Raw genomic sequence first — 26,244 nt, 5'->3', positions numbered from 1 at the left:
TCCTTGGCCGGGGCTCCGTGGTGGCAAGGCCCGGCGAACAGGTTGCCGACGTCGTCGCGCGGCTGGGCGCAAATCCCGTCGCGGTGCTCTTTCCGGGCGCCGGCGTGCTGATGCGCGGCGACGCCAGCTCCGGCGCTGACGCCATGCAGCGCTGCCTCGCCGACGTGACCGCGCGGATCGACATCACGGCGCGATTGAACTATCTCACCGCCGCCGAGAATGACGAGCTGGTCAACTGGGATGCCGAGCAGTATCGCCAGAAACTCAACGCCGCGGGTTAGGTGAATGGTGCCGCTTGCAGTAGGCATCGACATCGGCACGTCCGGGTCGCGCGCCGTCGCGATGCGTCCGGACTTCTCCATCGCCGCGAGCGCCGCCATGCCGCTCGAACGCTTCGGCGCGAACGGCCGCGATCCCGCTGTCTGGCGGGCCGCGGTCGAGGCGACGCTGCGGGAGCTCTTCTCACAAATCGACCGCGGAGCGGTGCGGACAATCGCGGTGGACGGCACGTCCGGCACCCTGCTGCCGATCGACGGCGCCGGACGGCCGCTGGCCGAGCCGCTGATGTACAACGACAAGGTTCCGGATGCGACCATCATCGCTACGATCGACGGCGCGGCGCCGGAAGCAAGCGCCGCGCATGGGGCGACATCCGGACTCGCCAAGGCGCTCTGGTTCCAGCGCCTGCCTGACATCCATGCCGTGCTGCACCAGGCCGACTGGATCTCCGGACAATTCTCCGGCCGCTTCGACGTCAGCGACGAGAACAACAGCCTGAAGACCGGCTACGACGCCGAGGCATGCCGCTGGCCGGAGTGGATCGCGGCGACCGGCATGCGCATGGAGCTTCTGCCTGCCGTCGTCAGGCCAGGCAGCGTGACCGCCAGGCTCACGGCAGCGGCCGCCGGCCTGTTCGGCCTGCCGCGCGACGTCGTGGTGGTTGCCGGCACCACGGATGGCTGTGCCTCGTTCCTGGCGACGGGCGCTGTGGCCGCCGGCGACGGCGTGACCGCGCTCGGATCGTCGCTGACCATCAAGATCCTATCCGACCGGCCGATCTTCGCGCCGCGCTATGGCATCTACAGCCACCGGCTTGGCGACGCCTGGCTGGCGGGCGGCGCATCGAACACCGGTGGCAAGGTGCTCGCGCAGCATTTTTCGCTTGCCCGCATCATCGAGCTCAGCGCGGCGATCGATCCCGCGACGGAGACCGGCCTCGACTATTATCCGCTCGGCTCGCCTGGCGAGCGCTTTCCCATTGCCGATCCGGCGCTGCAGCCGCGGCTGTTGCCCCGACCACAATCCGACGCCGACCATCTGAAGGCGATGCTGGAAGGGATCGCCGCCATCGAGGCGCTGGGCTACCGGAGGCTTGCCGAACTCGGCGCGCCACCGCTGACATCGGTGCGCAGCGTCGGCGGCGGCGCCGCCAATGCCGCCTGGACCGCGATCCGGCAACGAAAGCTCGGCGTCGAATTTCGGCCTGCGCTGTCAGACGAGGCAGCGGCGGGCACGGCACGGCTGGCCCTCAAGGGTGCAAGCGAAGCGGGGCTGCTGTGAGCGCGAAGCACGCCATTCATCTCGACGGGGTCGCAGCGCTCGCCGAACGCTACGACGTGTTCCTGCTCGACCAGTTCGGCGTGCTGCATGACGGGCAGCAGCCTTACCCTGGCGCGGTCGAAGCCCTGTCGGCGCTGAAGCGGGCCGGCAAAACGGTGGCGCTGATCTCGAACTCCGGCAAGCGGGCGGAGCCCAATGAGAGGCGGCTGCTTAAGCTTGGTTTCGAGGCGGGAAGCTGGGACCATTTCGTCTCATCCGGCGAAGTGGCCTGGCGCATTTTCACGGACATGGTGCGCGAAGGCACGCTGCGGGCCGGCACAAGATGCCTGCTGATCAGCCGCGACGGCGACCGCTCGGCGATCGAGGGCCTGCCGCTTGTTTTGACCGAGCGCGGCGACGACGCCGAACTGGTGCTGATCGCGGCCAGCGAAGGCGACCGCTACGACCTCGATCACTACCGAAGACTTCTCGGCCCGGCGGCGGCACGGCAGGTGCCGTGCTTCTGCACCAATCCGGATCGGATCATGCTGACCGCGGTCGGACCGCGCTTCGGCGCCGGCGAGATCGCCGACCTTTACGAACGCCTCGGCGGCAGCGTCACCCGTATCGGCAAACCCTATCCGGCGATCTACGAAGCGGCGCTCGCGCTTGCGGGAAATCCGGATCGTCACGACGTGGTCTGTGTCGGCGACAGCGTCGAGCACGACATCGCCGGCGGCCAAGCCGCCGGCGTGGCGACCGCGCTGGTTCTGTCCGGGATATTGGTCGACAGCGGCGACCCTGCCGGGCTTCTCGACGAATTCAACGCGCATGCGGATTACATGCTGGACGCGTTTCGATGGCGTTGACTATTCGATCCTGCTGCCGCTCTTTGGATCGAACAGATGCAGCGCCGCAGGGTCGGCGGCCAGCCGAATGATGTCGCCCGGCCTGACGTTGCTGCGGCCCATGACGAAGACGCATATCTGCTGGTTGGCCAGCCTGACATAGAACTGCGTCGACAGGCCGAGCGGCTCGACTACTTCGACCTCGGCCTTGAGCGCGCCATCGTCGACCAGCTTGATGTGCTCAGGCCGCAGGCCAATGGTGAGCGCATCGCCGTCCTTGAGCGGCAGGCCATCCGGCAGCCGCAGCTTCTGGCCGTCGGCGAGCACGGCATCGACCTTGCCGCCCTTGGCGACCTTGGCCGGCAAGAAATTCATGCCGGGCGAGCCGATGAAGCCGGCGACGAAGGTGTTGGCCGGCCGGTCGTAAAGCTCGAGCGGGCGGCCAACCTGCTGCACATAACCGTCATGCATGACGACGATGCGGTCGGCCATAGTCATGGCCTCGATCTGGTCGTGCGTGACATAGACGGACGTGGTCTTGAGCTGCTGATGCAGCGCCTTGATCTCGGCGCGCATATGGACGCGCAGCTTGGCGTCGAGATTGGAAAGCGGCTCGTCGAACAGGAACACCTTCGGGTCGCGCACGATGGCGCGGCCCATGGCGACGCGCTGGCGCTGGCCGCCGGAGAGCTGGCGCGGCAGGCGGCCGAGATAGGAGTCGAGGCCGAGCCGCTTGGCGGCGGCGCCGACGCGGCTGTCGATCGTCGTCTTCTCAGCCTTCTTCAGCATCAGGCTGAAGCCCATGTTCGAGGACACGTCCATATGCGGATAGAGCGCGTAGGACTGGAACACCATGGCAATGTCGCGGTCCTTGGGCGCGACATCGTTGACCAGCCGCTCGCCGATATGGATCTCGCCTCCAGTGACCTCTTCGAGGCCAGCGATCATGCGCAGCAGCGTGGACTTGCCGCAGCCGGACGGGCCGACCAGCACGACGAACTCGCCGTCGGCGATCTCCAGATCGACGCCATGCAGGATGCGCAGCGAGCCGTAATCCTTCTCGACGTTTTGCAGGGTGACGGAAGCCATCTTTTATCCTTTGACCGCGCCAGCGGTAAGGCCGGTGACGAGATAACGTTGCAGGAAAGCGAAGAAGACGCAGACCGGGATCAGCGCCAGGATGGAGGCCGCCATCATCTGCCCCCAGTCGACGGCGAACTTGCCGATGAAGGTGAGCAGGCCGACGGCAAAGGTCTTCTGCTCGTCGCTGGAGATCAGCATCAGCGCGAACAGCAATTCGCTCCAGGCGGCGGTGAAGACGAAGCCGAGCGTGGCGCCCATGCCGGGCAAGGTCAGCGGCACGATCACCCGGCGCATCGCCTGGGCGCGGGTGCAGCCGTCGATCATCGCCGCTTCCTCGAGATCCTTCGGGATACCGTCGAAAAAGGACTGCATCAGGAAGGTGGCGAAGGCCGTGTTGAAGGCGGTGTAGATGATGATCAGGCCGATCAGGCTGTTGGTGAGACCCAGATCGCCCATGATGCGGTAGATAGGCGGGATGACCATGACAAGCGGGAAGGTCTGGGTGAGCAGCAACAGGATCGCCAAAGTCGCCTTCCCGCGGAAGGTGAAGCGCGACATGGCGTAACCGGCAAGCGTGGCGATGACGGTGACGAACGCGGCCGTCGACACCGAGACGATGACGCTGTTGAGGAAATAGCGCGGGAAGTCGGAGGCCTCGAGCACGGTGGCGAAATTCTTTAGCGTCGTCTCCGACGGCCAGAAGGTGATGCCTTCGGAATAGAGCAGGCGCTCGGGCGTCACTGAAATCTTCAGCGTCCAAAAGATCGGGAACAGCGCGAAGATCACGTAAGCGGCGATGGCCGCGTAGAGGCCGATGCCGCCCAAGAAGCGCGAGGAGGTGGAGCGACCGGCGATCATCAGACGTGCCTCACCAGTGTGCGGCGGATGGCGATCAGCCCGATGGCGTAGACGATCAGCAGCACCAGAAGCAGCACCGCCATCGCAGAGGCGTAGCCTTTGTCGAGCGACTTGAAGGCGCTGACATAGATGTAGACCGGCACCGTGCTTGTCGAGCCCGCCGGACCGCCTTCGGTCATGACGAAGATCAAATCGGCGAAGGTGGCGATCCAGATGGTGCGCAGCATGACCGTGATGACGATGGTGGGCGCCAGGAAGGGCAGCGTCACCTTGGTGAAGCGCTGCCAGGGCGAAGCGCCGTCGATGGCCGCGGCCTCATGCAGTTCGGACGGGATCGACTTCAGCGCGGCGAGCAGCGTGATGGCAAAGAAGGGGATGCCGAACCAGATGTTGGCAACGATCGGCCCCCACATGGCGGTGGCGGGGTCGGAGAGCACGTTGGTCGGTTCGGCCTTGAGGCCGAGCGCGAAGAGCCAATGCGGCAGCGGCCCGATGATCGGGTTGAACAGCCACGCCCAGGTGAGGCCCGAGAGAAAGGACGGCACCGCCCAGGGCAGGAAGACGACAGCCTGCACGACCTTGCGGCCGTAGAATGGCTTGTCGAGCAGCAGCGCCAGGCCCAGGCCAAGGAAGAATTGGAAGAACAGGCTGGCGACGGTCCACCAAAGCGTGTTGATCAGCGCCTGGCCGAGCACCTGGTCGGAGAACATAGCCTGGTACTGGGCAAGGCCGATATATTGCGACTTGAAGGCCGAGAATTTGCGGAAGGAATAGCTGATGCCGATGATCAATGGCACCAACAGCACCAGAACCAGCAGGACAATAGCCGGCGAAAGATAGAGCCATGGCTCGATCGCGGCCTTGCCCAGCCGTCGCTTGCGCGGCCGGGCCGCGGATCGGATTTCGGACACTGCGTAGGTCATGCGGTGCTCGCGTTGGGGATTGAGGGCCGGCGATGGCGACAGCGCCCTTCTCCCCGTTCACGGGGAGAAGATGCCGGCAGGCAGATGAGGGGCGGCGCCAACCTTTCAGAACTCGGCGCTGCCCCTCATCCGTCACTTCGTGACACCTTCTCCCCGTAGAACGGGGAGAAGGAAAAAGAGGCGCGAATCTGCGAAATGCTGGCGCTGCCCCTCATCCGGCCCTACCGGGCCACCTTCTCCCCGTGAAACGGGGAGAAGGAAGAACCTGAGCTTACTTCTTGTTCTTGGCCAGCCAGTCCTGCTGCTCCTTGGTCAGGAACTTGGCCCACTCGTCGGCCACGTCCTTGGCCGGTTTCTGGCCGAGCAGAACTTCCTGGAAGTTCTTGATCGCCACCTGGTCGACGAAGTTGCCGAGATTTTCCAGATGCGTCGGCGGCGTCACCATTTCATATTTGGAGCTGTCGCTGAGCTCGGTGAACCAGCCCTTGAACTGCTCGGTCTTGAAATGCGCGTCCTGGTCGGCGCCATTGTGGATCGGCACAACGCCGACTTCCTTGGCCCATTCCAGATTGTCCTTGGACGACAGAAGCGTCGCCATCAGCTTCCAGGCCTCGTCCTTGTGCTGCGAGTTGGCGAACATCGCCCAGCCGGCATAGCCAAGCGTCGGATAGGATTTGCCGCTCGGGCCTACGGGAAGCGGCGCCACCGCGAAGTCGTCGGCGCTCATCTTGTCGGCGATGCCGAGCAGCGCGTCGGGATCCTGGTTGAGCATGGCGCAGGTGCCGGAATAGAAGCCTGTCACCGTTTCGTTGAAGCCCCAGCTCACGGCATCCTTCGGCGCCAGGCCGTTCTTGTACATGTCGGCCAGCATCTGCAGGCCTTTCACCGAGCCTTCATCATTGATGGTCGAGACACCGTCCTCGGTGAAATAGCCACCCTTGCCGTCGGCGATGTTCATGAACATGTGCATGCCGTTGAAGGCGCCGGGGCCGCCGCGCAGGCAGTAGCCATATTTGCCGGGGATGGCCGAGATCTTCTTGGAGAAGTCGACGAACTCGTCCAGCGTTGCCGGCGGACGATCGAGGCCGGCTTCCTTGAACAGCTTCTTGTTCCAGAACAGCGCGTTCACATAATAGCCGTAGGGGATCATGAACTGGGTGTTGTTGACGGTCGAGCCGAACTGCTTGGCGCGGTCACCCAGCGTCTTGGCGTCGTCCCACTTGGCCATATAGGGGCCGAGATCCTCGAGCTGGCCGTTGTTGGCGTAGAGGCCCATCCAGCGTTCCGGCATCTCGACGACGTCGGGCGTGTCGCCGGCCTGCACCATGGTGAGGAATTTTTCGAAGGCCTGGCCCCAGGGCAGCGAGACCACCTCCACCTTGATGCCTGGATTGGCGCTCTCGAATTCGGCGATCTGCTTCTTCAGAAATTCGGTGCGCGGCGGGCTGGTGATGACCTCGACCAGCTTGATGGTGGTGTCGGCCAGCGCGCCGCTGGCGGAGATCGCCAGGCCGGCGACGGCGGCAAGCATGAAGGTCAGTCTTTTCATGTTCAGGACTCCCATTTTGAACACTCGTTATTTTTTTGACTTGTCGAAGGCCTGGGCAATGTCGGCCCAGAGGTCTTCGACATTTTCCAATCCGACATTGAAGCGGATGGTTCGGGGGCTGACGCCGAAGCGCGCCATCGAATTGATGCCCGGCGTCTGCTCGAGCGAGGCCTTTGCCGGCACGACCAGGCTTTCGTGGCCGCCCCAGCTGACGCCGATGCGGAAATATTTCAGCGCATCGACGAAGGCCGGGATGTCGACATCCTCGGTGGCCTCGAAGGAGAACAGGCCGGCATAGCCGGCTAAGGTCTTCTTGCCGGGATGGTTGGAATAGGCGGGGTGGTTGACGCGCTCGACCTTGCCATGCGCCTTCAGCCGCTCGGCGAGGATGAGCCCACTCTTCATGTGATGCGGAAGGCGAAGCGGCAGCGTGCGCAGGCCGCGCAGCAAGAGCCAGCCTTCGAAGGGCGACAGCTTGCCGCCAAGCTGCGAATAGGTCTGCTCGTTGATGTGCTTGATGTGGGCGGCCGAGCCCGCCACCACGCCGGCGACGGTGTCGCTGTGGCCGCTCAGATATTTCGAGGCCGAATGCAGCACCAGGTCGACGCCATGAGAGATCGGCTTCTGGAAGACGGGCGTCGCCCAGGAATTGTCTATCGTAGTGACAATGCCCTGCTCCTTCGCCAGCCGCGTCAGATGCTCGAGATCCTGCAGCTCGAACATCATCGAGGTCGGGCTTTCGAGATAGAGCAGCTTGGCGCCGGGAAGCGCGGCCGCAACCGCGTCGGGATCCGAGCCGTCGACATAGTCGACCTTGATGTTCAAACGCGGAAACAGGCGTTCGAACAGCCGGTAGGCATCGCCGTAGCAGTTGCGCACGGCGACCAAGCGCTCTCCGGCGCCGACGAAGGCGAGCACCGTGGCGCTGATGGCCGCCATGCCGCTGGAGAAACCGCGCGCGGCTTCGGCGCCTTCGAGCGCCGCGACACGCGCCTCGAACTCCATCACCGTCGGATTGTCGCCGCGCGAATAGATCGGCTGCTTTCTTCTGCCAGCAAAAGTGTCGGCCATGTCTGCGTAGCTGGCGAAGGTGAAGAGCGAGGTCTGGTAGATCGGCGGCACCACCGCGCCGCCGGGGAACGGATCATCATGCGCAAGCAGCGTCGCCGCCTCGCCGAGATAGTCGCTGGCCAGGGAGGCCGGGTCGAAAGTGTTGGGCTGCTCGTTCATCTGCGGTCCGAAAGTTTGAGGTTGGCGGCGCCGCGCTTCAGATCGTCCTCGACGGTGGCGATGAGCTTCAGCGCCTCGGCGCGGGCACCGTCGGGGTCATGCGCGGCGATGCGCTCGAAAATGGTGCGGTGATAGGGAAAGCTGGCATGGCCGAAATCGCGCACGCCGAGCGGATGTTCCCAGAAGCGGTGGAACATCTCGTACATGGCGGCGATGATCTGCTCGAAGAGCGGATTGCCGGAGGCACGGAAGACCGACTGGTGGAACTCCCAATCCTCGTCCGAGGACATGCCGGCGCGAGTCTGGAACGCCTCCTCCATGAGGTCGAGCTTGCGCTCGATCTCGGCGAGCTCGGCCTTGCGGGCACGAATGGCGCAAAGGGCGGCCGCCTCCGCCTCCAGCGCTCGGCGGATTTCCAGCGTCGCCATCAGCCCGGCGAAATCATTGCCGCCGGCGAGCGTCAGCGGCATGTGCAGCATGTCGGGCGAGACGGCGGCCTTGAGATAGGTGCCCGAGCCCTGCCGCCGTTCGACAAGGCCCAGCCCTTCCCAGCGCGTCAGCGCCTCGCGCACCGTGTTGCGGCTCACCTTGAGGCGTTCGGCGAGGATGCGCTCGGTCGGCAGTTTTTCGCCCGGGCCCAGAGCCTCCTGCCGCACGAACCCCGCCAACGCCTTCAGCACCGCGTCATCGCGGGCCGTCGTCTGGATCGGGGGCAAAAGATCGGTCAAGCCGGCTGCGCCTAAAGTGGTTCAATGGTCCAACCAATTTCTGCACAGACCGAAAGATGAGTCAACGGTCGAAATTACGCCGGGCCGACGACGCGGATTTCGCCATTCGGCCCTGAGGTATTAGGCGCGGATCCGCGCAGACGCGGCAGCCGCGCGCTCCCGGCGCCAACGAGCGAACATCTCCTCGCGGACCCGCCTCGAACCCGAAAGCCGCGCTTTCGCCTCCGCCAGGACAGCCGGTGAGGCCTCGGCCGGCGTGCCGGAGCGGAAGGGTGGTACCGGCGCGTATTCGAGCGAGAGCTGCACGATCTCGGCTTCGGCTTGGCCAAGCAACCTTGCGACCAGTGCCAGGCCGAAATCGATGCCTGAGGTGACGCCGCCGGCGGTGATCAGCTTGCCGTCCTCGACGATCCGCGCATCGACCGGGATCGCGCCGAATTCTTCCAGGAAATCATGCGCATACCAGTGCGTGGTGGCGCGTTTGCCCCTGAGCAGCCCGGCTGCGCCAAGCACCAGGGCGCCGCTGCATACCGAGGTGATGTAGCGCGCCTCAGCCGCGCGCTCCCAGACGAAATCCAGAACCGCCTTATCCTCGAGCAGCGCGTTGAGGCCGCCGCCACCTGGAATGCACAGCACGTCGAGCGGCGGACAATCGTCGAAGGTAGCAGTCGGCGTAAGTGAAAGACGCGTCGAGGACGTCACCGGATTGCGATCCTTCCAGATCAGTTCCACCTCGGCGCCCTTGACGGTCGCCATGACCTCATAAGGCCCAGTGAGGTCGAGTTGCTGGACGTTGGGGAAGACGAGAATGCCGAAACGAAGGCTCATGGAAATCTCCACAGTTTGACTTGGGGCAGGTTGACTTCGGGCAATCTACGGCATCATGCTTTGGCCCGATCGCCAATCATCCCTCGTTTCAGGCCAGCCATGCGCCGCATCGAAATCCTCGCCTATCCCGACATCCAGCTCCTCGATGTCAGCGGACCGCTTCAGGTTTTCGCCAGCGCCAACGACTTCAGGACGCAGGCCGGCGAAGCGCCGGCCTATGACGTCGTGGTCGTCGCCGCTTCGCCACGGATCAGGACATCGTCCGGTCTGGTGGTTGAGGCAGCGGCGTTGCCGGCGCACGGAACCACAATCGACACGGTGATCGTGCCCGGCGGCTGGGGCGTCAACGCGGCCTGCGAGGATGCCGAGCTGGTCCAGTGGATCATCGGCCGCTCGCGCGATGCGACGCGAACCGCCTCCGTCTGCAGCGGCGCCATGCTGCTGGCCGAGGCTGGCCTGCTCGACGGCCGGCGTGCGGTGACCCATTGGGCTCGCTGCGCGGAGTTCGCCCGACGCTTTCCGGCGGTTCGGCTCGATCCCGACCCGATCTTCATTCGCGACGGCAATGTCTGGACCTCGGCCGGCGTGACGGCCGGCATCGACCTCGCACTGTCCTTCGTCGAGGCCGATCTTGGCCGGCGCATGGCGCTGGCGGTGGCGCGCGAGCTGGTCGTCTTCCTCAAGCGTCCCGGCGGCCAGGCGCAGTTCAGCCAGACCTTAAAGCTGCAGCAAGGCGACGGGCGCTTCGACCGGCTGCATGGCTGGATCCTCGACAATCTCAGCGCCGATCTCTCGCTGGAGCAATTGGCCGACCGCGCCAATATGAGCCGGCGCAGTTTCTCGCGGCGCTATCAGGAGGCGACCGGCCGCACACCCGCCCGCGCCGTCGAGGAGATCCGGATCGAAGCGGCGCGGCGGATGCTGGAGCGGGGACAAACGGTCGGCCAGACGGCGCGGCGTTGCGGCTTCGGCTCGGAAGAAACGATGCGGCGCGGCTTCCTACGTGTCCTTGGCACCAACCCGCGCGACTACCGCGAGCGCTTCTGATCGCGACCGCTCGCGCCATGAAGCCGGGCTGAGCGAGGTAACGCGCCGGAACTCGCGGTTGAAGTTCGATTTGGTCTGGAAGCCGGATTCGAGCATCGCCGCAGTCACCGACATGTCGGTTTCGCTGAGCAGCCTGCAAGCTTCAGCAATGCGGAAATCATTGATGAACTGAGAGACGTTCTTGCCGGCCAGCCGATTGACCGCGCCCGATATCTGGCGGGCGGGCACGCCGGCGCGGCGGGCCAGCCGCGACAAGGTGAGATTTTCATCGCGCGCCAGTTTCCGGTCGGCCAGGAGGGTGCGTATCCTGTCGAGAACCTCACGATCCTGCGCCGCTGTCGATGGTGTTTCGAGCTCCTCGGCGGCATCGGATTGAGGCTGCGCGCGCGCAGCGGCGATGGCAGTCAGCCCGATGAGAAAAAGGCCAAGAAAGTTCGCATTGCTGACGATGAAGGCCGCGTTCTCGCCTCTGCTCCATTCAAAATCCATCAATATGGCGAGATCGAAGAAGGCAGAGACACAAAGCGCCAGGGCGGCGATGACGAGCGCACGGTGCGCAGCGACGGCGCCATCAAGCCGCGCCTCGTCCAGCGCATCGGGACCGGCGCGGCCCAGATCGAGCACGGCCAAGGCATAACCGACGAAGATCACGATCATGGCGGCGTCGATCAGCGCCGGCGCGAACAGCACCAGGGCAAGCATCAGGACAGGCGGGGCGGCATGAAGCCAGCGGACGCTGTCAGCGTCGGCGGCGCTGCGGTGGATCAGACTGCGAAACCCGGCAAACACGATGGGCGGAAGGCCGCTCGCAACCACCGGCAGCACGTAGCGCAGCGCTGTCATGCCATAGCCCCAGCGCAGACCGAGAAGCACCGACTGCAGGATGCAAAGGCCGATCAGGGCGAGAAACGGCCGGCTCGGCTGCTCAGCATGCAGCATCCGGATAAGCAGGACCAGCAGCAACAGGGCGACGACGAAGGGAAGCGGAACGAAAATCACGGGCAGTCTCAAAAGCAGTCGGGTGCATTGATAATGGCCCGGATCACGATTGAGAACGACCTCGATCGCGATCGAGGTCGCAACTTCGGGATGTCATCAGCAGATCATCGCCGGTCTCTCCAACCGAGCGAGGTGCTCATGACATTCTCCCGCATCCTGTCCGCAGCAATACTCACAGTCGCTTTCACCGCTACAAGCCACGCCGCGGAGGTCGGCATGCGCGAAATCTCCGTCGCGGCGCCGGATCGCGGCCGTGATTTCCAGGTCTTTGTCTGGTATCCGGCCGAGGCGGGCGGCGAAGCCATCGTGCTTGGCGACAACAGGGCCTTCAAGGGCGTGCCGGCCTTCAAGAATGCGCCACCGCTCAAGGGGCGCTTTCCCCTGGTCGTGCTGTCGCATGGGTCGGGCGGGCGCGTGCAAGGCATGGCCTGGCTGGCGACGGAACTCGCAAAGGCAGGTTTCGTCGTCGCCGGGCCCAATCATCCCGGCACGACCAGCGGCGACTCGACGCCAGCCGACACGCCGAAATTGTGGGAGCGCACGCGGGACCTCTCGGCCGTGATCGACGCGATGACGACCGACCCGACATGGGGCAACGCCGTCGACGGCGACAGGATCGGCGTGCTCGGCTTCTCGCTCGGCGGCGCCGCGGCGATGGAGATTGCCGGCGCCCGCGCCAGCCTCGACGCTTATGCCCATTATTGCGACGAGTACAAGAAATGTGACTGCGCCTGGTATGCGGGCGGCATCGGCTACCGTGACGACGCGGTCGTGCATGTCGACAAGCTCGACCTCAGGACGATCGACAAGGCGCGTTTCGAGCAGTCAAACCTCGACCGCCGCGTCAAAGCGGCCGTGCTGGTCGATCCCGGCCTTGCGCCGGCCTATGACACCGCCAGCCTGAAGGCGATCGCGATCCCGATGGATTTCATCAATCTCGGCGGCACCGACACGATTCCGCTGGGCGTCGTTGCCGACAAACTGGCTGCGATCGCGCCGCGCGGCACATATGCCTCCGTCAAAGGCGCCATCCATTTCAGCTTCTTGCAGGAATGCAAGCCGGGCGGCGCCGAGCTGCTGAGGGAAACGGGCGAGGTCGATCCGATCTGCGCCGACGGCGGCAGCCGCTCGCGCGCCGACCTCCATGCCGAGCTGGTCGGTCTGATCCGGAGCGACCTGGAGCGCAGCCTGCAGGGTCCTATGTGACCTCGGCCTGTCGCGTAAAAGACTTCCACGGCCATTCGGCGCGATGGCCTAAAGCGCGTCGCGCTGAACCGGATTCAGGCGACGCGCTTTAAGTCTTTGTTTTGATGCATGTCGTTGTCCCAGAACCGCTCACACTTCTGGGCGACATGCATTATAGCGCCGCCGGCAGCGGCCCAATCGCTGCGAGGCCGGCTTCGGTAAGCGCGTAGATGCCGCGCTCGGCGCGGGCGAACCAGCCATAGTAATTGTGCTGCAGGATGCTTGCGGCGCGTGGCGAAAGCGTCTTCAGGTCGCGCGGCCGCTTCGGACCGTCGACCATGGCGGCGGCGCAGGCGAGCGCCTCCTGCCGGTAGGCGGTCATGATCGGCTTCTTGCGCGTGCTGCCGCCCATGGATGGGTCGCCCTTGCGGCGATGATGCTCCTCGACCAAGCGCGAGCGCCGCCGTGGATCGCGTCGCGGCGGCAGGGCGGCGGGACTGAGGATCAACTCCACCTCGCCCCTGGCGCTGACGCCAAGGAGGCCGAAGCCGAGGCGACGACAAAGCGCGCGGAAGCGCCGGTCGTGCTCCCGGCCCTTGCCGCGCGCCGACATCAAGGCGGCGAGCCACACTTCGTCGCAGGCCGCCGCGCGGTCGACGGCTTGCAGGACGAGCTCGAGGTTGAATTGCAGCTTGAGCTCGCAGATGACGACGACCGGCGGCTCGCCGGCGCGCACGCCGACCACGTCGCAGCCGCCAACCTCGCCCTTGACGGCGAAATCCATGCTCTCGAGGAACCGCTTCACCGGCTCGTAGAGGGAGGTTTCCTGCATGAGAGAGGCATAACCGATTCGCGGCTGGTCGGCCCAGCGGCACCATTGCGGTCACGGGCACCGATGTCAGGCGCGGTGCAGGTAGTCCTCGATCGACTGCGCCTTCATCTCGACCGAGAAACCGGGCGCCTGGGGCGGCATATAGGCGGCGTCGCGGATGACGCAGGGTTCGATGAAATGCTCGTGCAGGTGGTCGACATATTCGATCACCCGCCCATCCTTAGTACCTGACACGGCGACATAGTCGATCATCGACAGATGCTGGACATATTCGCACAAGCCGACGCCGCCGGCATGCGGCCAGACCGGCAGGCCGAACTTGGCGGCGATCAGCAGCACCGCCAGCACTTCGTTCAGCCCGCCCATGCGACAGGAATCGATCTGCACCACGTCGATTGCGCCGCCGGCGATGAACTGCTTGAACATGATGCGGTTCTGGCACATCTCGCCGGTCGCGACCTTGATCGGCGCCACGGCCTTGCGGATCTTGGCGTGGCCGCCGACGTCGTCGGGACTGGTCGGCTCCTCGATGAAGAAGGGCTTGGCGAACGCGAGGTCCTTCAGCCAGTCGATCGCCTGGTCGACCTCCCAGACCTGGTTGGCGTCGATCATCAAATAACGGTCTGGACCGATGACCTCGCGGGCGATCCTGAGACGGTGGATGTCGTCGGCGCGGTCGCGGCCGACCTTCAGCTTGATGTGGTTGAAGCCATCGTCGACCGCTTCCTGGCAGAGGCGCCTGAGCTTGTCGTCGGGATAGCCGAGCCAGCCGGCCGAGGTGGTGTAGCAGGCATAGCCCTCGCGCTCGAGCGCGGCGATGCGCTCGACCTTGCCGGCTTCGGCCTTCTTCAAAATCTCGAGCGCCTCGGCCGGCGTGATGGCGTCGGTGAGATAGCGGAAGTCGATGGTCCTGACGATCTCTTCCGGGCTCATCTCGGCGACCAGGCGCCAGACCGGCTTGCCGGCTTCCTTGGCCCAGAGATCCCACACCGCGTTGACCACCGCGCCGACTGCGAGATGCATGGCGCCCTTGTCCGGCCCGATCCAGCGCAACTGGCTGTCGCCGGTCACGTGATGCCAGAAGCGGCCGGGATCCTGCTTCACCCAGTCGAGATCGAGACCGACGACGAGATGGCGCAGCGCCTCGATCGCCGCGCAGCAGATCTCGTTGCCACGGCCGATGGTGAAGGTGAGGCCATGACCTTTCAGCGACGGGACGTCGGTGTCGAGGATGACATAGGCGGCCGAATAATCCGGATCCGGGTTCATCGCGTCGGAGCCGTCGAGGCTTTGCGATGTCGGGAAGCGGAGGTCGAAGGTTCTGAGGTCCGTGATTTTCGTCATTGCTGCCTCGTGCTGGCCCGCCTCGTCATTCGATCGCCGGAGCGGCCTCAGATCGACCAGCCGCCGTCGATGTTGTAGGCCTGCCCGGTCGTGTAGGTCGCGCCGGCCAGATAGACGGCGAGATCGGCGATCTCTTCCGGCGTGCCGATCCTGCCCATCGGCTGGCGGGCGATGAAGGCCGCGCGCGCCGCCTCATAGTCGCCTTGCGCCTGCATGCGGCCCTGAAGCGAAGGGCTCTCGACCGTGCCCGGGCAGATGGCATTGCAGCGTATACCTTTGGCAACATAATCGGCTGCGATGGACTTGGTCAGGCCGATAACGGCTGCCTTGGTCACGCCGTAAGCAAAACGGTTCGGCACCCCTTTCGGGGCGCCGGCGACGGACGCCATGTTGATGATCGCGCCGTCGCCGCGCTCCAGCATGCCGGGCAGCACGGCGCGGATGGTGCGGATCATGGCGCGCACATTGAGGTTGAAGGCGAAGTCGAGATCCTCGTCCTTCATCTCCAGGATCGAGCCGGCATGGACGAAGCCGGCGCAGTTGAACAGCACGTCGACGCGGCCGATCTCGGCAAAGGCGGCCTTCACCGCCTCGTCGTTCAGCACATCGAGCTTTCGCGTCGCAATGCCGGGCGTGTTGGCGAGCTCAGCCAGGGCCGCCTCATTGATGTCGGTGGCATGGACGATGGCGCCCGCTTTCGCGAAGGCCAGCGCACTTGCCCGTCCGATGCCTTGCGCGGCCGCCGTGACGACCACGACCTTGCCTGTGATGTCAGCCATTCTTTATCTCCGTCCTTCAGCCGGGCCGTCGCTCGACGATGTAGATGTGGTCCGCGGCCAGCACGACCTCGTCGCGCTGGTTCAAAACCTCGACGCGTTCGATGACGCGTCCGGCATTCGGCCGTTTCGGGTCATCTTCCTTGGCCGCGATGGTGGTGCGCGTGCGGATCGTGTCGCCGATGAAGACCGGCTTGATGAAACGCAGCCGGTCGTAACCATAGGAGAAGGCGACCGGATTGATGACGCTCGCCGTCAGGCCGACGCCGACCGAGAAGACCAGCGTGCCATGCGCGATGCGCTGGCCGAAGGGCGTCGTCTTCATGAACTCGGCGTCCATGTGGTGCGGGAAGAAATCGCCGGTGTGCCCGGCATGGACGACGAAATCGGTCTCGGTGATCGTGCGGCCGCTGGTGAGGCGCGACGCGCCGATCTCGTAATCCTCGAAATAGGTGGTCTGTTCCATGTCCGGCCTTATGGCTTCGCGGCCAGCGGCGTCGCCGGCGCGGCGCTCGATTTATAGGCGGCCTCGACCAGCGCCATGGTGTGCCAGGCGTCCTCGACAGAACTCACCAGCTCAGCATCTTCGCCGGAGGCGAAGCGCTGGACATTGGCCATGCGGCCGACAAAGGCATCGGGAAACCATTCGCCGGCGAGCGACACGGTGACCCACTCCGACCCGCCTTTCGGATGGATTTCCAGAATGTCCGGCTCGCCGCGCGGGTAATCGAGATTGAGGCCGAGCTTGACATAGGCCGCGCCCTCGGTGCCGCAGATGCGAAACTCGCAGGCCTGGTGGCGGCGGCCGAATTTGTGGTCGTGGTTGATCGAGAGCGCGCAGCGCACCGTGTCGCCGTAGTCGAGAATGGCGCTGGTGCGGGTCTGCGCGACCTTGTGGTTGGGATGGCCGAGCGTCTTGGCGTGCACGCCCAGCGGGTCGCCGAGAAGCTGGCGGATCAGGTCGAGATAATGGATCGAATGCATGGCGATCTCGACGCGTGGCGCCTTGAGCAGGAACTCCCAAAGCTGCCACGGCGTATCGAGCGCGAGCAGCGCATCGAAATCGACGACCTCGCCCAGCCAGCCCTTGGCGACAGCGTCCTTCAGCGCCAGCATCATCGGCGCGAAGCGAAGCTGGAAGTTGACCGCGGCCTTCAGTCGCTTGGCGCGGCAGATTTCAAGGATTTCCGTCGCCTCGCCGAGATAATTGCCCATCGGCTTCTGGATCAGCGCGACGGCGCCATCCGGCAGCGCTTTCAGCACATCGGCGTGGCGGCCGGGCGGGGTGGCGAGGTCGAAGATCGCGTCCTTTACCGCCGCTGCTTCCTCGACCGAACGGAACGCCGTCACGCCCCATGTCTCGGCGAGCTTCTGCGCCTTCGCCTGGTCCGGATCGTAGAGGCCGGAAATCGGGAAGCCGCCCTTGCGGTAGGCCGGAAAATGCGCATCGCCGACGATCGAGCCGGCGCCGAAGGTGACGATCGGGCGCGGCTTCGACGGCTTCGGCCAGGACTGCGACAGCGATGCCGGATCGAAGGCCTCAGTCATGATGGAAGACCTCGTCCATCGACGCCCACCACTCGCCTTCCTTTCGGGTTTCGAGCGGCTCCTGGCAGGGCATGCATACCGACCACCATTCCTGCGTCTTCGGGTCGGCCGCCATCTTGGCCATGTCGGCGGCGTAGTCGGTGCCGTGATATTCGAAATAGGAGAACAGCAGGTTCTCAGGCCGCTTCAGGTAGATCGAATAGTTCTTGATGTTGCAGGCCGAGATCATGGTCAGCACGTCCGGCCAGACGGCGGCGTGAAGGCGGACATATTCCTCGACCTTCTCGGATTTCAATCCAAGCACCATGCCCATGCGCTGCATAACCGCCTCCCTATTTCACGATCGCCGTGGTGAATTCGGCGATGCTTCTTGCCTTGACCGCGTCCCAGTCCCAGTCGATGCCGATGCCGGGCTCGCTGGGCGCCAGAGCATGGCCATCCTCGATGCGCATCTTGGCGCCCGTCAACTCATCGAGCTGCGGAATATACTCGACATATTTGCCGTTCTGGATGGCGCAGACCAGGCTGACATGCAATTCCATCAGGAAATGCGGGCAGACCGGCATGTCGAAGGCCTCCGCGGCATGGGCGACTTTCAGCCAGGGCGTGATGCCGCCGATGCGGCCGACATCGACCTGGACGATGCTGGCGCCGCCTTTCTGCATGTACTCGCGGAAGTGCCTGATCGAATAGAGCGACTCGCCGACGGCGATCGGCGTCGCCGTCGAATTCGACAGCCGCACATGGCCGTCTATGTCGTCGGCCGGCAGCGGCTCCTCGATCCAGGCGAGGTCGAGATCGCGCAGCCGCTCGGCGCGGCGGATCGCCTCGTCGACGGAAAAGCCCTGGTTGCAGTCGGTCATGATCTCATAGCCGTCGCCGACGGCCTTGCGCACGGCCGACAGCCGCGAAAAATCCTCCGAGCCATGCGGCTTGCCGATCTTGACCTTCGAGCCGGTGAAGCCCTTGGCCTTCGCTTCCAGCGCATCGTTGACCAAAGCCTGCGTCTCGATATGCAGCCAGCCGCCTTCTGTCGTGTAGAGCGGACAGCGGTCCTTGGCGCCGCCGGCGAGCTTCCAGAGCGGCAGGTTCTGTTTTCTCGCCCGCAGATCCCACAGCGCCGTGTCGATCGCGGCGAGCGCGATCGCGGTGATGGCGCCGATGGTGGTGGCGTGGGTGGCGAATTCGAGATCGTGCCAGATCGCCTCGATCTGGTCGGCGTCGCGGCCGATCAGGCGCGGCGCGAGATGGTCGGCGAGAAGCCGCATCACCGACGAGCCGCCGGTGCCGATCGTGTAGCTGTAGCCGGTGCCCGTCGCGCCGTCGGAATCGGTGATGGTTACGATCGGCGTTTCCTGGCTGACGAAACTCTGGATGGCGTCCGTGCGCTTGACCTTCGGCACGAGGTCGACCATGCGCAGTTCGATCTTCTCGATTTTCGCCATGTCAGTTCCTCAGCGACTTGCCGGTTTCGGCGGAGAACAGATGCGCGCGGCTCAGATCGAAGCTCATGCCGATCCTGTCGCCGGCTTTCAGCGGCCTGGGATTGAGCATGCGCGAGACCCAGTCGGCGCCGTTGAACTCGGCGAAGACCAAAGTTTCATTGCCGAGCGGCTCGGTGATGCTGACCGGCAGCTCGACGCGGTGGACTTCCGTTTCGCCGCCCGAGCTCAGGCCGTGGCCGGTCGGGTAGAAATCATCCGGGCGGATGCCGAACACGACCTTGTCGCCGGCCGCCGTCTTCGACTTGAACTGGCCAGGCAGCGGCAGGCTGTCGCCGCGGCTGAAAACCAATCTGCCGTCGCTGACGGTCGCCTCGTGCAAATTCATCGGCGGCGAGCCGATGAAACCGGCGACGAAACGGGTGGCAGGACGGCTGAACACCTCGTCCGGCGTGCCGACCTGCTCGATTTGGCCGGAGCGCATGATGACGATGCGGTCGGCAAGCGTCATCGCCTCGACCTGGTCGTGGGTGACATAGATGACCGTCGACTTCACCTTGGCATGCAGCTTCTTGATCTCGGTGCGCATCTGCGTGCGCAGCTTGGCGTCGAGGTTGGAGAGCGGCTCGTCGAACAGGAAGACGTCGGGATCGCGCACGATGGCGCGGCCCATGGCGACGCGCTGGCGCTGACCGCCGGAAAGCTGCGAAGGCCGGCGCTCCAGCAGTTCGTCGAGGCCGAGGATGGCGGAGGCTTCCGCCACCCGCCGATCCATGTCGTCCTTGGCGGCGCCCGCGATCTTCAGCGAGAAGCCGAGATTCTCGCGCACCGTCATATGCGGGTAGAGCGCGTAGGACTGGAACACCATCGAGATGTTGCGCGAGCGCGGCGGCAGGTCGTTGACCACGCGACCGCCGATGTCGATGTTGCCGCCGCTGATGTCCTCGAGGCCGGCGATCATGCGCAAGGTCGTCGATTTGCCGCAGCCCGACGGGCCGACCAGCGCGATGAATTCGCGGTCGGCGATATCGAGATCGATGCCATGCACGATCTCCATATTGCCGTAGCGCTTGGTGAGCTTTTTCAGCGAAACCGTTGCCATGAAGTTCAACCTTTCACCGCGCCGGAGGTGAGGCCGCCGACGAGGTGTTTCTGGACGATGTAGGTGAGGGTCAGCGCCGGGATGATCATCACCACGGCCAGCGCGCACATGCCGCGCCAGTCGATGGTGAACTCGGCCGTGTAGTCGAGCAGCCCGACGGGCAGCGTCTTGGAGTTGACGGAACGGGTCAGCTGCGAGGCCAGCGCGAACTCGTTCCAGCAGGTGAGGAAGGCGAAGATGGCGGCCGAGGCGATGCCGGGACGCGCCAGCGGGAATTCGACCTGCCAGAAGGCCTGCCAGCGCGTGCAGCCGTCGATCTGCGCGGCCTCGGCCAAATCCTTCGGCACCTGGCGGAAAAAGCCGTCGATCAGCCAGATGGTGAAGGGGATGTTCAGCGCCACATAGGCGAGGATCATGCCGAAATGCGTGTCGATGATGCCGAGCCGCGCATAGACGAAGAAGAGCGGCAGCGACATGGCGATGCCGGGCACGGTACGGGTCAGCATCAGGCCGAGGAACATGCCCGACTTGCCACGGAAGCGATAGCGCGCGAAGGCGTAGCCGCCGGCCATGCCGATGGCGACCGCGATCACCGTCGAGGTGACCGAGATGATCAGCGAGTTGCGGAAATAGTCGAGCACCGGAATGCCGCCTTTGCCGATGCCGCTGAACATGGCGACATAGGCGTCGAAGGACAGCTCTTGCGGGATCCAGACCGGCGGCTTGGCCATGATCTCGACTGTGGGCCTGAGCGACGACAGCACGATCCAGATGCCCGGCAGGCAGATCAGCAGCATGGCCAGGAACAGGCCGACACGATGCGCCACGGTCAGCGTGCGGCGGATCAGCCGGGCGGAGGCGTTCTCGTCCATCATCACCACTCCGCGCCGATCTGCGCGCGCGCCGCGGCGAGCTTGTTGTAGAAATACACCGTGAAGGCGATCGACAGCAGGATCGAGAAATAGGCCATGGCGTTGGCCAGCCCCATGCGCGCGTCGCTGTAGGCGGTGCGCCCGACCAGCGTCCACAACAGCTCGGTGCGACCGGCCGGGCCGCCATCAGTCATGATCTTGACGATGTCATAGGCGCGCGCGACGTCGAGCGAACGGATCGTCATGGCGATGTAGGCGAAGGGCATGACGAAAGGCCAGGTCACATAGCGGAAGGTCTGCCAGGGCGTGCAGCCGTCGACGCGGGCCGCCTCGATCGGTTCCTTGGGCATGGCGAGCAGACCGGCCAGGATCAGGATGGCGAAGATCGAGGTCGACGACCAGACTTCGGCAATGGTGATGGCGGTGAATGCGAGGTGGCTTTCGATCAGCCACGGAATGGCGTCTTGGGTGATGCCCAGCGACTGCAGCGCGTTATTCACCAGGCCGATATTGTCGTTGAACATGAATTTGAACTGGAAGCCGACCAGGATCGGCGAGAACATCATCGGGAACATCATCAGCGTGCGCAGGATGCGCTGGCCGCGCGTCGCCTTCTCGACCAGCATAGCCAGGCCGAGGCCAAGCAGCATTTCGAGATTGAGCGCGACGGTGAGCAACAGAACGGTGCGACCGAACGCCCACCAGAAGTCCGGATTGCTGAGGATCGAGATATAATTCCGCAAGCCGACCAGCACGAAGAAGGTCTCGGGCCGGGTCAGGCGGAAGGGCGTGAAGCTGGAATAGAGCGACAAAAGCAGCGGCACGAGCACCACCGCCGCCAGCACGACGAAGGCCGGCAGCAGCAGGAGAATCGGCGCGGATGGCTTCAAGCCCTTCATCGGGATCCTGTCAGCGAGGTGATGTGATCCAGCCGCGGCCGAAACCGAGAATGGGGTATTTTGCGAGGCTACGCGGCCGCCTCCCCGGTTTGCGGGGAGGCGATGCGGGGTGCGGCTGCCTAGAGCTTGCCCGCGTCCTGGAGGATTTGCGTTGCCTTCGCGGCAGCGTCGTCGAGCGCCTGCTTCGACGTCTTGTCGCCGAGGATGGCGGCCTGCAGCTCGGGATAGACGGCGTTGGAGATCTCGATCCATTCCGGCGTCTGCGGCACCGGGAAAGCGTTCTTGGCGGCTTCCTGGAAGGCCTGCAGCACTTCGGTCTTGTACGGATCGGACTTCGCCTGATCGAGATCCCATTCCCAAACCTTGGTTCGGGTGGGCAGCGGGCCGGCCGCGGCCTCCAACTTCTGGCTGTCCTCATTGGTCAGCCACCAGACCAGCGAGGCGGCGGCTTCCTTGTTGGCGCAGTTCTCGGTCACCGAGAAGCCATGCGCACCGGACCAGCCGGAACGCTTGCCGGACGAGCCCTTGGGCTGGACCTTGACGCCGACATTGCCGGCGACCTTGGACGACTTGGGGTCGTTGAAGAAACCGGCCCAGCCCGGCCAGTCGAGGTTGATCGCCACGGTGCCGGAAGCAAAGCCCTGACCGAGATCGTCCCACAGATAGTTGGTGGTGCCGGCCGGAACCGCCTTGGCCTTGTAGAGGTGGACGAACCAGTCGAGCGCCTTGACGCCAGCCTCGGAGTTGAAGGCGGGCTTGCCGTCCTTGTCGAGATATTCGCCGCCATCGGCAACCACCATCTCGTAGAAGCGGCCGTTGATCGCCTCTTCCTTGCCGGCATATTGCGTGCCGTAGAAGTCAGGCGGGCTGGCGAAGAATTCGGCCTGCTGCGCCATCTCGTCGAACGTGTCCGGCGGAGCGAGCTCCTCGCCGTATTTGTCCTTGTAGGTCTTCTTCTTGGCTTCGTCCTGGTAGAGGCTCTTCTGGTAGTAGAGCGCCGAGACGTCGAACTGGGCGCGCGGCAGCATCACCAGCTTGCCGTCCAGCGTGCCGGCGGCGATGTTGGCTGGCACGAAGGCGTCGATCTCTTCCTTCGGCAGCAGCTTGGCGAGATCGGTGTAGATGCCCGGATATTGCGGCGCGAACGAGGTGTGGTTGGAGCCGACGCACCAGGTGATCGAGTTGGAGGCAATGTCCGACTTGATCTCCTTGTCGAGGTCGAAGTGGTTCTTCTTCGACAGGATGTTGACCTTGGCGCCGGTCAGCTTCTCCCATTCGGGAATGCGCTCGTAGAGCTTCTCATATTGCTGGCCGCCAATCAGCTTCGCGTCGATCGTCACGCCCGGAAATTTGCCGGGCAGATCGGCTGAAAACGCCGTGCCGCTCAGCAGCAAGCCGGCCAGGCCGGCGGAAACGCCTGAAAGCAGTCTCGTCATGTTCTCTCCTCCCACGAGCTCGCGGCGACGGCCGGCCGGATGCGCAGCCGATCGCTTAAGCTTCATTCATATGCAAATAGCATTTTCATTGCCGGGTCAAGACGAATGTGCTTTCAGCGGAACGAACTTCATGCATATATGCAGATCGAAATTCACTGGAGGGGCAGGTGGCCGACGAAGAAGACGGGGACCGCTACCGCGCGCCGGCGCTGGACAAGGGGCTGGACATCCTCGAGCTGCTGGCGAGCGTGGACGGCGGGCTGACCCAGGCGGAGATCGCCAAGCGGCTCGACCGCAGCCCGAACGAGTTCTACCGCATGCTCGACCGCCTGGTACGGCGCGGCTATGTCACCAAGATCGACGGCGACCGCTATTCGCTGACGCTCAAGCTTTTCGGGCTGGCGCAATTGCACGCGCCGGTGCGGCGGCTGGTGTCCTACGCGACGCCGATCATGCGGGATCTGGCCGAAACCTCGTGGCAGGCTAATCAATTGGTGGTGTTCGACCGCGGCGCCGCCGTGGTCATCGCCCAGCAGGAAGCGCCGCGCTACTGGGGTATCTCGATCCGGGTCGGCTCGCATATCAGCCTGTTCGACACCGGTTCCGGCCACGTGCTGCTTGCCTTCCGCTCGCCGGAGGAGCGCAAGATGATGATCGCCGAGCATTTGCAGAGCACCGAGCAGCTCAATCTGACGCCCGAGTTCTTCGCCCGCCTCGATCAGGTGCGCGATCGTGGCTACGAGATGATGGCCTCGCTGCAGACCGCCGGCGTCTACAATCTTTCGACGCCGGTGCTCGGACCCGACGGCAGAGCCATCGCGGCGCTGACCATCCCTTACATCACCCTCGTCAACGCCCCTACGGCGCCGGACATCACCCTGACGATCCGGCACCTGCAGGACGCCGCCGCGAGGTTGTCGCAGCTCGCAGGGTCGGATGTGCCGCAATCGTCGTAATTTCTTATTTGAATAATGCATTTTTAGGCGGGATATTGTCTGGTACAAAGGGAGGAGACGCCGCTATGATCATCGACACGCATCTGCACCTCATCGACCAGGCCGCGCTGCGCTACCCGTGGCTGGCCGGCGTGCCGGCGCTGAACCGCGATTTCTCATATCAGGAATACGCCACCGACGCGTTGCGTTCCGGCATCGAGGGCGTGCTGCATATGGAGGTCGATGTCGACCCTGCCGATATCGCAGCCGAAACCGCTTACGTGAAGTCGGTCGCCGGCCGGGCCGGGAGCCTGCTTCGCGGAGCGATCGCCGCCTGCCGGCCGGAGGAGGCCGGTTTCGAAGCCTATCTGGAGACGGTCACGGCGGACCCGTTCATCATGGGTTTCCGCCGCGTGCTGCATGTCGTGCCCGACGATGTCTCGGAAGGGGCGCTGTTTCGCCAGAACATCAAGCGGCTGGCCGGCACCGGCCTGACCTTCGACCTTGTTGTGCTGCCGCATCAGATCCCGAAGGCGATGGCGCTTGCCGATCTCGCGCCCGACGTCCAGTTCGTCCTCGACCATTGCGGCGTGCCCGACATCAAGGGCAATGCCAAGCATCCGTGGCACGAGCATATGGAAGCGATCGCCAAACGGCCCAACGTCACGGCCAAGATCTCCGGCGTCGTCGCTTATGCCGATCCGGCGACTTGGACCGTCGATACGCTCCGGCCCTATGTCGAACACACGATAGGCTCGTTCGGCTGGGACCGGGTGATCTGGGGCAGCGACTGGCCGGTCTGCACGCTGGGCGGCGGGCTGACCACCTGGATCGCCGCCACACACGCGCTGCTGGCCCGCGCGAGCGAGTCGGAGCGGACCCGCCTGCTGTCCGGCAATGCGCGCCGGCTGTGGCGGCTTGGCTGATCGCTTGAGTCAGATCGTCGTCCGCACGTGGCGCTCGCGGCCGTAGAGCGAGACCAGAAGCAGGATGACCAGGCCGAGCGCTGCCTGCACCGTCGACGGGCGGAAGCCGAGGCCGATCAGCAGCGTGTTGATTTCAGTGAGCACCAGGACGCCGGCAATGGTGCCGAGATAGCTGCCGCGCCCGCCGACAAGTGCTGCGCCGCCGACCACGACGGCAGCGATCGTCTGGAAGAGATAGGGCTGGCCGACATCGCCATAGGCCGAGCCGGTGAAGCCGAGCAAAAGCACGCCGGCGACCGCCGCGAAGAAGGCGCTCGCGGCATAGGTGACGATCCACATGCGCAGCGGGTCGATCAGCGCCAGAGGTGCCGCCTCAGGGTTGCTGCCGACCGCGTAGAGGCGGCGCCCATAGGGCGTGCGGGCGAGCACCAGCACGATCAGCGCCGTCAGCATGACGAGGCTGGGCACCAGCAAGGGCACAGGCAAGGGGCCGACCGAGCCGCCGATCGAGACGAAGCTGGACACGGCTTCCGGCGCCGAGCCGGAGGGAAAGCCGCCGGTCCACAACAGCACTGCGCCCTGGACAACCATGCCGATGCCTAGCGTGACGATGAGCGGATGAATGTTGAGCCCGCGCGAGATCAGCCCGTTCAGCGCGCCGATCGCTATCGCAAGAACACCGACGAGACCGCAGACCAGGGCGAAGTTCCAGCCCTGGCCGTAAAGCTGCGCCGCGACGACATTGGCAAAGCCGATGACGAAGGGAATGGAAAGATCGATGCCGCCGAGGATGACGACCAGCGTCTGGCCGACGGAGGCGACCGCGAGCAGCGAGGCGATGACCAGCAGCGCGCGGATGGCGAAAGGCGCCGAATAGCCGGGGATGAGCAGCGTGCCGACGACCTGCAGCAGCAGCGCCATCGCGAAGGCGCCGGCGATGCGGGCGTTGGTGGACTGGAACCAGTTGCTTGTCATCCCGGTCAGCCTTTCCGCCTCGACAGCCGTTCCTGCACCGCTGTCAGCACCACGGCGACGACGAGGATCAGGCCATAGGCGATCTGCAGCACATAAGTCGAAACGTTGAAGGTGGTGAGCAGGCTCTGCAGCAGGAAAATGTCGATGGCGCCGATCGCGGCGCCGCCGAGACCGCCGCGCCCGCCGGCGAGGCTGACGCCGCCGAGCGCCACGGCGGCAATCGCGATCAGCGTGTAGGTCGGGCCGATATTGGGGTCGGCCGAGCCGATCAGCGAGGTGAGCATCAGTCCGGCGGCGGCGGCAAAGAGCCCGGTCAGGACATAGGCAACGAGCCGCACCT

26 protein-coding genes and 2 pseudogenes are annotated in these 26,244 nt (G+C 64.7%); 7 read left to right on the top strand and 21 right to left on the bottom strand.

Annotation, left to right across the window (positions count from 1 at the left end; genetic code table 11):
- From EOA28_RS03755 to EOA28_RS03745, 3 genes and pseudogenes are all read left to right on the top strand, one after another.
- A pseudogene (locus EOA28_RS03755) lies at positions 1 to 281 on the top strand (class II aldolase); the annotation flags it as partial.
- 4 nt (positions 282 to 285) lie between these two features.
- Positions 286 to 1,560: an FGGY-family carbohydrate kinase gene (locus tag EOA28_RS03750; RefSeq protein ID WP_127252371.1), complete on the top strand. Its 1,275-nt coding sequence runs from the start codon at positions 286 to 288 to the stop codon at positions 1,558 to 1,560.
- A complete protein-coding gene (locus EOA28_RS03745) occupies positions 1,557 to 2,408 on the top strand; it encodes a TIGR01459 family HAD-type hydrolase (RefSeq protein WP_127252369.1) in 852 nt (283 codons plus the stop codon). The genes EOA28_RS03750 and EOA28_RS03745 overlap by 4 nt, the downstream gene beginning before the upstream one ends.
- Here the strand turns inward: EOA28_RS03745 and ugpC (EOA28_RS03740) are convergent, their stop codons facing one another.
- The 7 genes from ugpC (EOA28_RS03740) to EOA28_RS03710 form a co-directional block, all read right to left on the bottom strand.
- Positions 2,409 to 3,476, bottom strand: coding sequence for a sn-glycerol-3-phosphate ABC transporter ATP-binding protein UgpC (ugpC, locus tag EOA28_RS03740; protein WP_127252367.1), 1,068 nt, complete (start codon positions 3,474 to 3,476; stop codon positions 2,409 to 2,411).
- 3 nt (positions 3,477 to 3,479) lie between these two features.
- The gene (locus EOA28_RS03735; RefSeq protein WP_127252365.1) at positions 3,480 to 4,328 is read right to left on the bottom strand and encodes a carbohydrate ABC transporter permease; all 849 of its coding nucleotides are present in this window, start codon (positions 4,326 to 4,328) and stop codon (positions 3,480 to 3,482) included.
- Positions 4,328 to 5,251 (bottom strand): sugar ABC transporter permease, encoded by a 924-nt coding sequence (locus EOA28_RS03730; protein ID WP_127252363.1) that lies wholly within the window; start codon positions 5,249 to 5,251, stop codon positions 4,328 to 4,330. The genes EOA28_RS03735 and EOA28_RS03730 overlap by 1 nt, the downstream gene beginning before the upstream one ends.
- Before the next feature lie 271 nt (positions 5,252 to 5,522).
- Positions 5,523 to 6,800 carry a sugar ABC transporter substrate-binding protein gene (locus EOA28_RS03725; protein WP_127252361.1) on the bottom strand — a complete coding sequence of 426 codons (1,278 nt, stop codon included), beginning with the start codon at positions 6,798 to 6,800 and terminating at the stop codon, positions 5,523 to 5,525.
- Positions 6,801 to 6,827: 27 nt separating this feature from the next.
- Entirely contained in the window at positions 6,828 to 8,030 is a 1,203-nt protein-coding gene (locus tag EOA28_RS03720) for a PLP-dependent transferase (protein ID WP_127252359.1), read from the bottom strand.
- Entirely contained in the window at positions 8,027 to 8,758 is a 732-nt protein-coding gene (locus EOA28_RS03715) for a FadR/GntR family transcriptional regulator (RefSeq protein ID WP_127252357.1), read from the bottom strand. Before EOA28_RS03715 ends, EOA28_RS03720 begins: the two co-directional genes overlap by 4 nt.
- Before the next feature lie 120 nt (positions 8,759 to 8,878).
- The gene (locus tag EOA28_RS03710; protein ID WP_127252355.1) at positions 8,879 to 9,586 is read right to left on the bottom strand and encodes a DJ-1/PfpI family protein; all 708 of its coding nucleotides are present in this window, start codon (positions 9,584 to 9,586) and stop codon (positions 8,879 to 8,881) included.
- Between the two features lie 99 nt (positions 9,587 to 9,685).
- Here EOA28_RS03710 and EOA28_RS03705 point away from each other — a divergent pair, with 99 nt between their 5' ends.
- Complete coding sequence (locus EOA28_RS03705; protein WP_128314574.1) at positions 9,686 to 10,633, top strand: GlxA family transcriptional regulator; 948 nt, start codon at positions 9,686 to 9,688, stop codon at positions 10,631 to 10,633.
- Here the strand turns inward: EOA28_RS03705 and EOA28_RS03700 are convergent.
- Complete coding sequence (locus EOA28_RS03700; RefSeq protein WP_348527613.1) at positions 10,586 to 11,596, bottom strand: AraC family transcriptional regulator; 1,011 nt, start codon at positions 11,594 to 11,596, stop codon at positions 10,586 to 10,588. The two genes, EOA28_RS03705 and EOA28_RS03700, sit on opposite strands and share 48 nt — an antisense overlap.
- A gap of 252 nt (positions 11,597 to 11,848) precedes the next feature.
- On the opposite strand from EOA28_RS03700, the gene EOA28_RS03695 reads away from it, so the two are divergent.
- Positions 11,849 to 12,838 carry an alpha/beta hydrolase gene (locus EOA28_RS03695; RefSeq protein WP_348527612.1) on the top strand — a complete coding sequence of 330 codons (990 nt, stop codon included), beginning with the start codon at positions 11,849 to 11,851 and terminating at the stop codon, positions 12,836 to 12,838.
- A gap of 151 nt (positions 12,839 to 12,989) precedes the next feature.
- Here the strand turns inward: EOA28_RS03695 and EOA28_RS03685 are convergent, their stop codons facing one another.
- The 11 genes from EOA28_RS03685 to EOA28_RS03635 all read right to left on the bottom strand — a co-directional run bounded on the left by EOA28_RS03685 (position 12,990) and on the right by EOA28_RS03635 (position 23,068).
- A complete protein-coding gene (locus tag EOA28_RS03685; RefSeq protein ID WP_127252644.1) occupies positions 12,990 to 13,649 on the bottom strand; it encodes a DUF2161 family putative PD-(D/E)XK-type phosphodiesterase in 660 nt (219 codons plus the stop codon).
- 66 nt (positions 13,650 to 13,715) lie between these two features.
- The gene (locus EOA28_RS03680) at positions 13,716 to 14,993 is read right to left on the bottom strand and encodes an L-fuconate dehydratase (RefSeq protein WP_127252643.1); all 1,278 of its coding nucleotides are present in this window, start codon (positions 14,991 to 14,993) and stop codon (positions 13,716 to 13,718) included.
- A gap of 47 nt (positions 14,994 to 15,040) precedes the next feature.
- Positions 15,041 to 15,772, bottom strand: a complete 732-nt coding sequence (locus EOA28_RS03675; RefSeq protein WP_127252642.1) for an SDR family oxidoreductase — start codon at positions 15,770 to 15,772, stop codon at positions 15,041 to 15,043.
- A 16-nt stretch (positions 15,773 to 15,788) separates the two neighbouring features.
- Positions 15,789 to 16,235 (bottom strand): MaoC/PaaZ C-terminal domain-containing protein, encoded by a 447-nt coding sequence (locus tag EOA28_RS03670; RefSeq protein WP_127252641.1) that lies wholly within the window; start codon positions 16,233 to 16,235, stop codon positions 15,789 to 15,791.
- Positions 16,236 to 16,243: 8 nt separating this feature from the next.
- Entirely contained in the window at positions 16,244 to 17,317 is a 1,074-nt protein-coding gene (locus EOA28_RS03665) for a Gfo/Idh/MocA family oxidoreductase (protein WP_127252640.1), read from the bottom strand.
- On the bottom strand, positions 17,310 to 17,639 hold the full coding sequence (locus tag EOA28_RS03660) for an L-rhamnose mutarotase (RefSeq protein WP_042645142.1): 330 nt from the start codon (positions 17,637 to 17,639) through the stop codon (positions 17,310 to 17,312). Before EOA28_RS03660 ends, EOA28_RS03665 begins: the two co-directional genes overlap by 8 nt.
- Before the next feature lie 10 nt (positions 17,640 to 17,649).
- Positions 17,650 to 18,762 (bottom strand): mandelate racemase/muconate lactonizing enzyme family protein, encoded by a 1,113-nt coding sequence (locus EOA28_RS03655; protein WP_127252639.1) that lies wholly within the window; start codon positions 18,760 to 18,762, stop codon positions 17,650 to 17,652.
- A gap of 1 nt (position 18,763) precedes the next feature.
- Positions 18,764 to 19,861: a sn-glycerol-3-phosphate ABC transporter ATP-binding protein UgpC gene (gene ugpC, locus EOA28_RS03650; protein WP_127252638.1), complete on the bottom strand. Its 1,098-nt coding sequence runs from the start codon at positions 19,859 to 19,861 to the stop codon at positions 18,764 to 18,766.
- A gap of 5 nt (positions 19,862 to 19,866) precedes the next feature.
- Entirely contained in the window at positions 19,867 to 20,733 is an 867-nt protein-coding gene (locus tag EOA28_RS03645) for a carbohydrate ABC transporter permease (protein ID WP_127252646.1), read from the bottom strand.
- Between the two features lie 2 nt (positions 20,734 to 20,735).
- Positions 20,736 to 21,632: a sugar ABC transporter permease gene (locus tag EOA28_RS03640; RefSeq protein ID WP_127252637.1), complete on the bottom strand. Its 897-nt coding sequence runs from the start codon at positions 21,630 to 21,632 to the stop codon at positions 20,736 to 20,738.
- Between the two features lie 119 nt (positions 21,633 to 21,751).
- A complete protein-coding gene (locus tag EOA28_RS03635; protein WP_128314573.1) occupies positions 21,752 to 23,068 on the bottom strand; it encodes a sugar ABC transporter substrate-binding protein in 1,317 nt (438 codons plus the stop codon).
- A 167-nt stretch (positions 23,069 to 23,235) separates the two neighbouring features.
- Between EOA28_RS03635 and EOA28_RS03630 the strand changes: the two genes are divergently transcribed.
- Together EOA28_RS03630 and EOA28_RS03625 are read left to right on the top strand one after the other, a co-directional pair.
- Positions 23,236 to 24,024 carry an IclR family transcriptional regulator gene (locus EOA28_RS03630; RefSeq protein ID WP_082056393.1) on the top strand — a complete coding sequence of 263 codons (789 nt, stop codon included), beginning with the start codon at positions 23,236 to 23,238 and terminating at the stop codon, positions 24,022 to 24,024.
- 65 nt (positions 24,025 to 24,089) lie between these two features.
- Positions 24,090 to 24,929, top strand: coding sequence for an amidohydrolase (locus EOA28_RS03625; protein ID WP_127252635.1), 840 nt, complete (start codon positions 24,090 to 24,092; stop codon positions 24,927 to 24,929).
- A gap of 9 nt (positions 24,930 to 24,938) precedes the next feature.
- Here EOA28_RS03625 and EOA28_RS03620 read toward each other — a convergent pair whose 3' ends face one another.
- Entirely contained in the window at positions 24,939 to 25,904 is a 966-nt protein-coding gene (locus EOA28_RS03620; protein ID WP_127252634.1) for an ABC transporter permease, read from the bottom strand.
- 5 nt (positions 25,905 to 25,909) lie between these two features.
- Positions 25,910 to 26,244 (bottom strand): annotated as a pseudogene (locus tag EOA28_RS03615) (ABC transporter permease); the annotation flags it as partial.

Source organism: Mesorhizobium sp. M2A.F.Ca.ET.067.02.1.1 (genome assembly GCF_004023285.1).
In the GTDB taxonomy this organism is placed as follows: domain Bacteria; phylum Pseudomonadota; class Alphaproteobacteria; order Rhizobiales; family Rhizobiaceae; genus Mesorhizobium.
Note: the sequence above shows the minus strand (reverse complement) of the source record. Positions and strands in the feature narration are given on the sequence as shown.